We start from the raw sequence: 11,601 nt of genomic DNA on the forward strand, positions 1-11,601 counted from the left end.
AGCAGGCTCGCTCCCACTGGGGTTTGCATTTCGAAGGGGGGAGCGAGCCTGCTCGCGAAGGGGCCGGCATCATCTCCGCAAATCCTTCAGACCAAAGCGAGCCCCACCAACACCCCCATCTCCAGCAATTCCAGCAACGCCCCCGCCGTATCCCCGGTAGCCCCGCCCAACCGCCGCATCATCAATCGCCGCAGCAAGACAAACCCGACCAGCGAAATCAGCACCACGCCGAAACCGGCGATAAACACGCAGCCCAAGGCACTCCACCCCAGCACCCACCACCCCGCTCTGCGCGGCAGATGATCGGCCAGCGCCTGACCCAAGCCACCCGCACGCACATACGGCGTAGTCAGAAACAACCCCAACAGCGCCGCTCGCCCGAGCACCGGCACGATGATCAGCGCCAGGGTATGCCCTTGTTCGATCAGTGCCAGCAGCGCGGCAAATTTGAGCAACAGGACCAGCACCAGCGTGACCACCGCAATCGGCCCGCTGCGCGGATCTTTCATGATCGTCAGCGTGCGCTCGCGATCACCAAAACCGCCGAGCCAGGCATCGGCGCTGTCGGCCAGGCCATCGAGATGCAGCGCGCCGCTGAGCAATACCCACACGGTCAGCAACAGCGCCGCATGCAGCAACAACGGCGCGCCGGCCAACGACAGATTCAACGCGAAGAGGATCAGCCCGAACAGCAATCCCACCAGCGGATAAAACAGCAGCGAACGGCCGAGCTGTTGCGGCTCGGGCATGCCCGGGAGGCGAATCGGCAGGCTGCTGAGAAACTGCAAGGCGATCCACAGCGGTAACATCTCAGTGACCTTCCTTGAGCGCGCCGTCCGCCGCGACCGTTAGCGCAAACAGCGCGCCGTGGCCGACCTCGACATTGAGCAACTGTTCACGTGGCAGCTCTCGTGCCTGCGCCAGCAACAAACGCATCACGCCGCCGTGGCTGACCAGCAGAATCCGTTCGCCGGCGTAAGCCGCATGCAATCGCGCAACCGCCGCCAACACCCGCGCGGAAAACGCGCTGACCGGCTCTCCCTGCGGTGGCGTGAAGCCATAGGGATCAGCCCAGAACAGCCCCAGCGCTTCGGCGTCCGTCTCCATCAATGCCGCCGCGCTCTGCCCATCCCAAGCGCCGAAATGCAGTTCCTGCAGATCCTTGTCCAGATGCACGGACAGGTTCAGTTGCTCGCCGAGTTCAGCAGCGAAGCGCGCGCAGCGCTGCAATGGCGAACTGACGATACGATCCCACGGCCCGCCGTCGACCACCGCCGCACGCATCTGCGTCCAGCCGTTTGCGGTCAGAGCATCGTCGAGGCTGCCGCGCAAGCCGCCGCCGAGTTCCGTTTCGCCATGGCGCAGCAGATCCAGACGCAGACTCATGCCGGGCGATCCGCGACAGCCGCTTCGGCGAACGTCGCCATTTGCCCGTGCAGGTCACAGGCCAGACGCAACAACGGCACCGCCAACGCTGCGCCACTGCCCTCGCCCAGACGCAAACCGAGCTCGAGCAGCGGTTCGGCGCTCAGGGTTTCCAGCACATGACGATGGCCCGGCTCGGCACCGCGATGGCCGAACAACAGCCACTGGCGACAGGCGGGATTCAAGCGCACCGCGACCAGCGCCGCGACCGTGCAGATAAAGCCGTCAACCAGCACCGCGATGCCTTCCTGCGCGCAGGCCAGATAGGCACCAACCAACGCGGCAATCTCGAACCCGCCGAGATTGAACAACGTCTGCAAGGCATCGCCACGCTGTGCGGCATGCAGCGCCAGAGCGCGTTCGATGACGTGCGCCTTGTGGCTGACGCCAGCGGCATTCAGCCCGGTGCCGGGACCGGTCAGGTGCGCCACCGGGCAATCGAGCAAGGCGCAGGCCAGCGCACTGGCCGCCGTGGTGTTGCCGATGCCCATCTCGCCGCCGATGAACAACTGGGTGCCGGCTGCTTTCGCGCGCGACACGCTTTCGCGACCCGCCTGCAAGGCCGACTCGCCCTGCGCCTGAGTCATCGCTGCGCCCTGGACGAAATTCGCCGTTCCCGCGCCAATGTTCAGATGGCGCACGCCGGGCAGATTCAGCGCCGGATTCACCGTGCCCAGATCGACCACTTCCAGCTGCGCGCCGAGCTGACGCGCCAGCACGCTGATCGCCGCGCCACCGCTGACAAAGTTGAGCAGCATCTGCCCGGTGACTTCCTGCGGATAAGCCGATACGCCTTCGGCTACCACACCATGGTCGCCAGCGAAAATCGCGATCCAGACTTGATCCAGCGTTGGCTTGAGCTGACCTTGCAGACCGGCCAGTTGCACGGCAACCGATTCAAGGCGCCCCAGCGAACCGGCCGGTTTGGTCAGTTGCTGCTGGCGCTCGGTCGCTTGCGCGATGACGTCCGAGTTCACGGTTTTGCACGGGTTCAGCCACCAGGTCGGGCTCATAACGCAGGTCCTTTCAAAGTCATGGGCAGGCCGGCAACGGTCAGAACAACTCGCTGACAACGCTCGGCCAGAGCTTGATGCAGCCAACCGGCTTCATCGACATAGCGGCGAGTCAATTCGCCCAGCGGCACGACACCCATTCCGGTCTCGTTGCTGACAAAAATGATTTCACCCGGCAACGACGCCAGGCAGTCGAGCAGCGCTTCACGCTCGGCGGCGAGACGTTCGGCGTCGTCGAGCATCAGCAGATTGGTCAGCCACAGGGTCAGGCAATCGACCAGCAGGCAGCGCTCGGCGCCGGCGGATTCGCGCAGCACGCGGGCCAGTTCCAGTGGCTCTTCGATCAACGCCCATTCGACCGGGCGACGTGCGCGATGATGGGCGACGCGTTGATTCATTTCGCCGTCCAGCGGTTGGCTGGTGGCGATGTAGGTGACCGCCAGATGGCTGTCGCTGGCGAGCTTTTCCGCCAGACGACTCTTGCCGGAGCGGGCGCCGCCGAGGATCAGTTGGAGCATGGGTTCATCCAAAAATGTGTGGTGAGACAACCGCCCCCTTCGCGAGCAGGCTCGCTCCCACCGTTGATCGCATTTCCCTGTGGGAGCGAGCCTGCTCGCGAAGAGGCCAGTCCAGACAACTCAAATCCCGCAGAGCTGACGCAACAGCCCGGTGTCGAGATGCTTCTCCACCAGATCCGCCAGCCGTTCGATATCGCGTTCGCGCAAGCCGTGGTAATCGACTTCCTGCACATCACTCAACCCGGCCCAGCGCAACAACGCCGCGCTCGCCTCGGGGGATTCGAACAAGCCGTGCAGATAGGTGCCGAACACCTGGCCATCGGCACTCTGCGCACCATCGCATCGACCGTCGTCCAGATGCACCGCCGGGTTTTCCAGTGCCGGTCCGCTGGTCACGCCAGCATGGATTTCATAACCGCTGACTGCGGCGTTTTCCAGTGCCAGCCGCCCGCGCACGTTGCGCAGTTGCTTGTCGGCTTCGAGCTGCGTTTCGAACGCCAGCAGCCCCAGACCGGCGCTGGAGCCGGCAGCGCCTTCCAGCCCGAGCGGGTCGTGCACCTGCTCGCCGAGCATCTGCAGACCGCCGCAAATCCCCAGCACCTTGCCGCCGTAGCGCAGATGCCGATTGATTGCCGCGTCCCAGCCGTTGGCGCGCAGATAAGCCAGATCACTGCGCACGCTTTTCGAGCCCGGCAGGATGATCAGGTCGGCGGCGGGAATCGCCTGCCCCGGGCCGACAAATTGCAGATCCACCTGCGGGTGCAGACGCAGCGGGTCGAAATCGGTGTGATTGCTGATGCGCGGCAGCACCGGCACCACCACTTTCAATACCTGCTCGGCCTTGTCGGTCTGGCGTTGGTCGATGCCGTCCTCGGCCTCAAGGTGCAGGTCCATCACGTAGGGCAAGACGCCGACCACCGGTTTGCCGGTGCGCTGCTCCAGCCAGTCGAGGCCCGGTTGCAACAAGGCGATATCGCCGCGAAAGCGGTTGATGATGAAGCCTTTGACCCTCGCCTGTTCGCTCGGCGAGAGCAATTCCAGCGTGCCGACCAAATGCGCAAACACGCCGCCGCGATTGATGTCGGCGATCAGCAAAACCGGGCAATCCACCGCCTCGGCAAAGCCCATGTTGGCAATGTCGCCGGCGCGCAGATTGATCTCCGCCGGCGAACCGGCGCCTTCGACCATTACCAACGAGTACGCAGCGCTGAGTCGCTCGTGCGAGGCGAGCACCGCTTGCATCGCGATGGCCTTGTAATCGTGATAGGCAACGGCGTTCATCGTCGTCACCGCGCGGCCGTGAATGATCACTTGCGCGCCGGTGTCGCTGTTGGGTTTGAGCAGCACCGGGTTCATGTCTGTGTGCGGTTCGAGAAAGGCCGCTTGCGCCTGCACTGCCTGCGCGCGGCCGATCTCGCCGCCGTCAGCGGTGACTGCGCTGTTGAGCGCCATGTTCTGCGGTTTGAACGGCACCACCGCCACGCCCTGGCGGGTGGCCCAGCGGCACAACGCCGTCACCAACGTGCTTTTGCCGGCATCGGACGTGGTGCCTTGCACCATCAGAGTGGTCATGGGTGGTCCTTGGCGAATGCTTGCAAAGCCTGTTCGAGACGCAGCGCTTGCGCGGCATCCGCTGGCAGGCCGAAACGCACACTGCTGTTGTGGCTGAACAGGCGCAGGAGGATGCCGCGCCGGGCGAGGAATTCGTGCAGCGCTTCGGCGTGCTCGGTGATCAGCCACTGAAACAGCGCGCAGCCGCCCTGCGGTGCAAAACCGCAACGGGTCAGCAGCGCCACCAGCCGTTCGCTCGCTTCATCGCTGCGAATCCGCTGACGGGTGTGACCCTCGGTGTCTTGCAGGCACGCCGTACCGAGTACCCGCGTCGGCCCGCTCACCGCCCACGGCCCGACCTGTTCGGCGAGCAGTTTGAGCAACTTGCGTTCGGCCAGAACGAAACCGAGGCGCACCCCGGCCAGGCCGAAAAACTTGCCGAACGAACGCAACACCACCAGCCCGACCTGATGCGCATAGGGCGCCAGGCTCAGTTGCGGTGTGTTGTCCATGAATGCTTCGTCGACCACCAGCCAGCCGCCGCGTTGCGCCAGCCGCGCATGCCAGTCGAGCAGGCGTGCCGGGGTCAGGCTGAGGCCGGTCGGATTGTTCGGATTGACCACCACCAATACATCAAGGCTGTCGAGAAAGAACTCGACTTCCTGCTCGAGCACTTCACGGACGATGTAACCGCTGCGCCGCCAGGCTTCGGCATGCTCGGCATAGCACGGCGACAACACGCCGACCTTGCCGGCCCGGCGCAGACGCGGCAGCAACTGGATGGCCATTTGCGAGCCGGCCACCGGCAACACCTGCGCGGCGCCGTAGTAATCGCAGGCGGCCTGTTCCAGACCGTCGTCGGTTTCCGGCAAGCGCGCCCAGGCGCGCAGCGGGATCTCCGGGATCGGGAACTGCCACGGCGCGAGGCCGCTGGACAGGTCGAGCCAGTCGGCTTCGGCAATCCCGTAATCGAGTGCAGCCTTGCGCAACCGGCCACCGTGCTCAAGCATAAAATTCCGCCCCCAGGCAAAGCATCAGCAGCCATAACCATACGCCGCGCTGGACCAATCGCCAGCCACGGTCAATGGAATCGGCATCCGCCGGCGCACCTTCGCCCAGTTGTGGGCGCTCATGCAGTTCGCCGTGATAGATCGCCGGTCCACCTAACTCGACGCCCAGCGCACCGGCACCGGCCGCCATCACCGGGCCGGCGTTAGGGCTGTCCCACTGCGACGCTTGGGTGCGCCAACACTTCAGCGCGAGGCGGGTCTTGCCGAGCAGCGCGTAGGTCAATGCCACCAGACGCGCAGGAATGTAGTTCAACACGTCGTCGATTTTCGCCGCCGCCCAGCCGAAACGTTCGAAGCGTTCGTTGCGATAACCCCACATCGCATCGAGGGTATTGCTCAAGCGATACAGAACCACGCCCGGGGCGCCGGCGACGACAAACCAGAACAGCGCAGCGAACACCGCATCGCTGCCGTTCTCCAGCACCGATTCAGTGGCGGCACGGGCCACGGCAGTGCTATCGAGTTCATCGGTCTGGCGGCTGACCAGATAACCGACACGCTTGCGCGCCTCGTCCAGATCATCGGCGCGCAACGCAGCCGCGACCGGTGCGACATGTTCGCCGAGGCTGCGCATGCCGAGGGCGCAATACAGCGCGAGAATCTCGACAATCCAGCCCACATAGGGCGCCCAGGAAAATGCTGTGGCGAGCAAGGTCAGCGGCAGCACCGCGAGCACCCACGCGGTCACACCGTGGCTGCGCCAGCCCCGGCCGCCGGCGTTGAAGCGTTGCTCGATGCGCCCGGCAAAATTGCCGAACGCCACCAGCGGATGCCAGCGTTTCGGTTCACCGAGCAGCGCATCCAGCGCTACTGCGGCGACACTCAGCAACGCCACACTCATTGACTCACTCCCCAATAATTTTCGTACAGCAACTCGTTGAGCGGCCGCGCCTGCGCCCAGCCTTCAAGTACCAGCATCGGCGCCGGATAGAATTCCTTGACCGGGCCGAGACACAACACCGCCAGCGGCTTGGCACCGGCCGGCAACTTGAGCAAATCCGCCAAGGCTTGCGGTTCGAACAACGAGACCCAGCCCATGCCCAGGCCTTCGGCACGGGAGGCCAGCCACAGATTCTGGATCGCGCAGGACAGCGAGGCCATGTCCATTTCCGGCAACGTGCGCCGACCGAAGATGTGTTTTTCGCGATCGTCCATCAGCGCTGCGACCAACACTTCGGCGCAATCGTTGATGCCTTCGACCTTGAGCTGCATGAACTCATCGCTGCGCTCGCCAAGGGCCTCGGCGGTGCGGATGCGTTCTTCTTCCACCAGATCGCGGATCTGCCCGCGCAGAGCGCGATCGCTGATACGGATGAAGCGCCAGGGCTGCATCAGGCCGACGCTCGGCGCTTGATGAGCGGCTTCGAGCAGACGACGCAGCAGTTGCGGCTCGACGCTGCCGCCGGTGAAGTGGCGCATGTCGCGGCGTTCGGCGATGGCCTTGTAGACCGCTGCGCGCTCGGCTTCGGAGAATGTGTTGTCGGTCATGGCCCCATCGCTGGCAAGCCAGCTCCCACAGGAGATCGCATTTCTTCAGGAAGCTCACCATTCACTGTGGGAGCGAGCTTGCTCGCGAAGCCGGCCTCACGATCTGGCGCAAACAATGCCGCAATCGCAGTCGGATTCGATGGGAAATAAAAGTGCACGTACGACGCCGTCATCCGCCCCTCGCGATAAACCGCCTCAGCGCCGCGCCCGCCATTGGGACTCAGCCCACGGGCAATCGGCGTCAGCTCTGTGGTGGTCAGGGAATGATGATAGGTATGCCCACGCAACTCCCCTTCCGGCAATTCAACCGCCTGCAACGCCAGCGCCGCCAGACGCTTCTGCATCACCGCCTCGCCCTTGAGCAAACCGACCAGCTCAGCACGGGTGCCTTCCACGTCAGTCAGAGAATCAAGCAGATAAAGCATGCCGCCACATTCAGCGAGCAACGGCTTGCCCGCCGCATGGTGCGCGCGGATCGCCGCCAGCATTGAAGCGTTTTGCGCCAGCGCGACGTGATGCAACTCTGGATAGCCGCCCGGCAGATACAGGCTGTCCGCCTCGGGCAATTGCGTGTCGCGGATCGGCGAGAAGAAGCGCAATTCGGCGCCCATCGCCCGCAGCAGATCGAGACTGGCGCCATAGGTGAAGGCAAAGGCTTCATCGCGGGCAACGGCGATGCGCACACCTTTTAATAGAGGCTCGGCGGCGATGACGTCAGGCGCGGCGAATTCAACGGCCGGTGGCAGCGCGACCTCGCAACTGCTGGCCAGCGCATCGGCGGCCGCGTCGAGGCGCAGATCCAGATCATTCAATTCGCTGGCCTGAACCAGGCCGAGGTGGCGGCTCGGCAATTCGATACCGGTTTCGCGGGACAGCGCACCGTACCAGCGCAGACCTTCGGTGAGGCTGCCTTCGAGCAATTGCGCATGGCGCAAGGTGCCGACGCGGTTGGCCAGCACGCCAGCGAACGGCAAGTCCGGCTGATACTTGGCCAGGCCCAGCGCCAAGGCGCCAAAGGTCTGCGCCATGGCGGTGCCGTCGATCACGCCGAGCACCGGCACACCGAAGTGGCGCGCCAGATCAGCGCTGGACGGCGTGCCGTCGAACAGGCCCATCACGCCCTCGATCAGAATCAGGTCGGCTTCGGCGGCGGCTTCCCACAACAGCCGGCGACTTTCCTGCTCGCCGACCATCCACATGTCCAGTTGATACACCGGCGCACCGCTGGCGCGCTCGAGGATCATCGGGTCGAGAAAGTCCGGGCCGCATTTGAACACGCGCACCTTGCGCCCTTGGTTGCGATGCAGACGGGCAAGTGCGGCGGTGACGGTGGTCTTGCCCTGACCGGAGGCCGGCGCGGCGATCAACACCGCCGGGCAGTGACGTGGTTGCTTCAAAGTTCGACGCCTTTCTGCGCTTTGATCCCGGCCTGGAAGGCGTGCTTGAGCATGCCCATTTCGGTGACCGTGTCGCCCATCTCGATCATTTCCGGCTTGGCGCCGCGACCGGTGACCACCACGTGCTGCATCGGCGGGCGCGCTTGCAAATCGCTGAGCACCTGATCGAGATCGAGGTAGCCGTGCTTGAGGGCGATGTTCAATTCATCGAGCACCACCAGACCGATCGAAGGGTCGCGCAACAATTCGCGTGAGACTTCCCAAGCGGCGGTCGCAGCGGCGATGTCGCGCTGACGATCCTGGGTTTCCCAGGTAAAGCCTTCACCCATGACGTGGAAACGCACTTGCTCGGGGAAGCGGCGGAAAAACAATTCTTCGCCGGTGCTGTTGCGGCCCTTGATGAACTGCACCACGCCGCACTGCATGCCGTGGCCCATCGCGCGGGCGAGCATGCCGAACGCCGAGCTGCTCTTGCCTTTGCCATTGCCGGTCAGCACCAGCACCAGGCCACATTCGTCGGGCGAGCTGGCGATGCGTTCGTCGATCACGGCCTTCTTGCGCTGCATGCGCGCCAGATGGCGTTCGTCACGCTCGGGGGAATCAGTCATGGGGGGAGCTCTCCGTTGAGGCTGGATAACGGCGGGCAGGCACAAGAATAGACGGCAAAAAGCCTGGCATCCCCCACCGTGATGCCGCTGAGATGGATCAGGCCGGTCTCCGGGCTCATGAGCGGCGTTTCGCCGGACTGCGCGCCTTCCCGCTTCTTTCGAGGCAGTGGCTCAAGGCGCAGTTTTCACTCATTTACCGTTGCGGGGGCAGCGCCGGGATCGTCGTGGCTTCGCTTGAAGACCACCCTCACCGGCTTCCCTGTTTCACTCTGTCGACGCGGGGCCACAGAGCACCTGAAACAAGCGGCGAAGGTTAGAGGGTTGGGGGTGGAGCGTCAATTGAAGAGGCGCTTTGCGCGCGAATAACTGCCGCTGATCCATTGTGCAGCGGCAATCTTGTGCCAGACTGCGACAAGTGATATCAAAGAGCCATGCTTTTTTCGAAAGCCCACTACAACAATAAGGATGACGACGATGCAAGGCATGATCATCAGCAACCCGCGCCTGGAATTCCTGCGCCCGGTGCTGGAACGCTGGTTTGACTGTATCGATCGCTACAACACCGTACGCGGCGACAACGACACGCCATATTGGCACGACGAGAAAGCCAATCTCGGCCTGCTCGCGGCAGCGGCGTGGATGGCTGAAATGGTCACGCTGAACGACACGGCCACGCGCAAACAGAACGAAGAAGGCGAACGCAATGCTCGCGCAGATCTGCTGATTGCCGGCGCCGAAGACCGCGCGTTCATCCAGGCCACGCAACGCTGGCCACGGGTCAACAACCTCAACCTGACCCAGGCACTGCTCGACATCACCATTGATGCCAAGCGCATCAGCTACGCCAGCGATCTCAAGCTCGGCTGCCTCTTTGTTGCTCCGCAAAAACCTCAGCACAGCGCCAGCCCTGAAGAACTGCAGGACATGGTCGACGACCTGCAAAAGGAACACACCTGCGCCGTGGCCTGGTATTTCCCCTACGCCTATCGCAAATTGCACAGCGACGCGGGCAACTATCATCCGGGCATCGCCGTGCTGTTCAAGGAAGCCCGCGGTTGAGCAGTTGAACCATCGGGCCTGCGCCCTCCTCTATGTTTAGGAATGCATTCATAGGGAAGATCAGCAATGCGCAAGGCCCAACTCGCTCTTATCATCGCCGTCGCTGGCGGGCTCGCCGCCTGCGGTGAAACCTCCAGCCTGCAAGTCTCCGACGGCACCGGCCCGTCACCGAAACTGCCCGAACCGAACAAGACGCTGATCCCGACAGTCAACATCGCCCCGGCGGTGGGCTGGCCGGACGGCGCGAAACCGACCGCAGCGGCCGGCACCCAGGTCGCCGCGTTTGCCGAAGGCCTCGATCACCCGCGCTGGCTCTACGTGCTGCCCAACGGCGATGTGCTGGTGGCGGAAACCAATGCGCCGCCCAAGCCCGATGACAGCAAAGGCATTCGTGGCTGGGTGATGAAGAAAGTCATGGGCAAGGCCGGCGCCGGCGTGCCCAGCCCGAACCGCATCACCCTGCTGCGTGATGCCGACCACGATGGCGTCGCGGAAACCCGCACGGTGTTCCTGCAGAACCTCAACTCGCCATTTGGCATGACGCTGGTTGGCAACGATTTGTACGTAGCCGACACCGACCGCCTGCTGCGCTTCAACTACGAGCCGGGCGCCACCGAGATCAAGACCCAACCGATCAAAGTCGTCGACTTGCCCGGCGGCACGCTGAATCACCACTGGACCAAAAACGTCATCGCCAGCAAGGACGGCAACAAGCTCTACGTCACCGTCGGCTCGAACAGTAACGTCGGCGAAAACGGTCTGGATCAGGAAGAAGGCCGCGCGGCGATCTGGGAAGTGGATCGTGCGACCGGCAATCACCGGATCTTCGCCTCGGGCATCCGCAACCCTAACGGCCTTGCCTGGGAACCCACCAGCGGCGCCTTGTGGACAGCGGTCAACGAGCGTGACGAAATCGGCAGCGATCTGGTGCCGGACTACATCACCTCGGTCAAGGACGGCGGCTTCTATGGCTGGCCGTTCAGCTACTACGGGCAACACGTCGATGTGCGGGTCAAACCGCAGAATCCTGATCTGGTGGCCAAGGCCATCGCTCCGGATTACGCGGTCGGTCCGCACACCGCTTCGCTGGGCCTGACCTTCGCCGAGGGCAATCGCTTGCCGGCGCAATTCAAGGAAGGCGCATTCATTGGCCAGCACGGCTCGTGGAACCGCAAACCGCACAGTGGCTACAAGGTGATTTTCGTGCCGTTCAGTGGTGGCAAACCGACCGGGCAGCCGGTGGATGTGCTGACCGGTTTCCTCGACAAGGATGAGAACGCGCTGGGCCGCCCAGTTGGCGTGGTGATCGATCAGCAAGGTGGCTTGCTGGTGGCGGATGATGTCGGGAACAAGGTGTGGCGCGTGTCGGCCACGAAGTGATGTTGAATGTGACTTGAAACAACTGTGGGAGCGAGCCTGCTCGCGAATGCGTAGTGTCAGCCTCCATTGAATTGGCTGATACACCGCTTTCG

General features: G+C 63.7%; 12 protein-coding genes and 1 riboswitch. Of the genes, 2 read left to right on the forward strand and 10 right to left on the reverse strand.

The window, feature by feature from the left end:
• Positions 1–86: 86 nt before the first annotated feature.
• The 10 genes from QMX86_RS24825 to cobO form a co-directional block, all read right to left on the reverse strand.
• Positions 87–809: an adenosylcobinamide-GDP ribazoletransferase gene (locus QMX86_RS24825; protein WP_282387752.1), complete on the reverse strand. Its 723-nt coding sequence runs from the start codon at positions 807–809 to the stop codon at positions 87–89.
• 1 nt (position 810) lies between these two features.
• Positions 811–1,386 carry an alpha-ribazole phosphatase family protein gene (gene cobC, locus QMX86_RS24830; protein ID WP_282387754.1) on the reverse strand — a complete coding sequence of 192 codons (576 nt, stop codon included), beginning with the start codon at positions 1,384–1,386 and terminating at the stop codon, positions 811–813.
• Positions 1,383–2,438, reverse strand: coding sequence for a nicotinate-nucleotide--dimethylbenzimidazole phosphoribosyltransferase (gene cobT / locus QMX86_RS24835; protein ID WP_282387756.1), 1,056 nt, complete (start codon positions 2,436–2,438; stop codon positions 1,383–1,385). Before cobT ends, cobC begins: the two co-directional genes overlap by 4 nt.
• Positions 2,435–2,956, reverse strand: a complete 522-nt coding sequence (gene cobU / locus QMX86_RS24840) for a bifunctional adenosylcobinamide kinase/adenosylcobinamide-phosphate guanylyltransferase (RefSeq protein WP_076566715.1) — start codon at positions 2,954–2,956, stop codon at positions 2,435–2,437. The genes cobT and cobU overlap by 4 nt, the downstream gene beginning before the upstream one ends.
• Before the next feature lie 120 nt (positions 2,957–3,076).
• A complete protein-coding gene (locus tag QMX86_RS24845) occupies positions 3,077–4,528 on the reverse strand; it encodes a cobyric acid synthase (protein WP_282387085.1) in 1,452 nt (483 codons plus the stop codon).
• A complete protein-coding gene (gene cobD / locus QMX86_RS24850) occupies positions 4,525–5,517 on the reverse strand; it encodes a threonine-phosphate decarboxylase CobD (protein WP_282387084.1) in 993 nt (330 codons plus the stop codon). Before cobD ends, QMX86_RS24845 begins: the two co-directional genes overlap by 4 nt.
• On the reverse strand, positions 5,510–6,418 hold the full coding sequence (gene cbiB / locus QMX86_RS24855) for an adenosylcobinamide-phosphate synthase CbiB (RefSeq protein WP_282387083.1): 909 nt from the start codon (positions 6,416–6,418) through the stop codon (positions 5,510–5,512). The genes cobD and cbiB overlap by 8 nt, the downstream gene beginning before the upstream one ends.
• Positions 6,415–7,065 (reverse strand): 5,6-dimethylbenzimidazole synthase, encoded by a 651-nt coding sequence (bluB, locus tag QMX86_RS24860; protein ID WP_024012169.1) that lies wholly within the window; start codon positions 7,063–7,065, stop codon positions 6,415–6,417. Before bluB ends, cbiB begins: the two co-directional genes overlap by 4 nt.
• Complete coding sequence (locus QMX86_RS24865; RefSeq protein ID WP_282387082.1) at positions 7,062–8,462, reverse strand: cobyrinate a,c-diamide synthase; 1,401 nt, start codon at positions 8,460–8,462, stop codon at positions 7,062–7,064. The genes bluB and QMX86_RS24865 overlap by 4 nt, the downstream gene beginning before the upstream one ends.
• Positions 8,459–9,070 (reverse strand): cob(I)yrinic acid a,c-diamide adenosyltransferase, encoded by a 612-nt coding sequence (gene cobO / locus QMX86_RS24870; protein ID WP_150636720.1) that lies wholly within the window; start codon positions 9,068–9,070, stop codon positions 8,459–8,461. Before cobO ends, QMX86_RS24865 begins: the two co-directional genes overlap by 4 nt.
• An 82-nt stretch (positions 9,071–9,152) precedes the next feature.
• A riboswitch (cobalamin riboswitch) is annotated at positions 9,153–9,383 on the reverse strand.
• Positions 9,384–9,544: 161 nt separating this feature from the next.
• Between cobO and QMX86_RS24875 the strand changes: the two genes are divergently transcribed.
• Both QMX86_RS24875 and QMX86_RS24880 read left to right on the forward strand, forming a co-directional pair.
• Complete coding sequence (locus QMX86_RS24875; RefSeq protein WP_252879675.1) at positions 9,545–10,129, forward strand: hypothetical protein; 585 nt, start codon at positions 9,545–9,547, stop codon at positions 10,127–10,129.
• A gap of 66 nt (positions 10,130–10,195) precedes the next feature.
• Positions 10,196–11,509, forward strand: a complete 1,314-nt coding sequence (locus tag QMX86_RS24880; protein ID WP_282387081.1) for a sorbosone dehydrogenase family protein — start codon at positions 10,196–10,198, stop codon at positions 11,507–11,509.
• Positions 11,510–11,601 lie beyond the last annotated feature (92 nt).

Source organism: Pseudomonas sp. PS01270, from assembly GCF_029959775.1.
Classification (GTDB): Bacteria; Pseudomonadota; Gammaproteobacteria; order Pseudomonadales; family Pseudomonadaceae; genus Aquipseudomonas; species Aquipseudomonas atacamensis.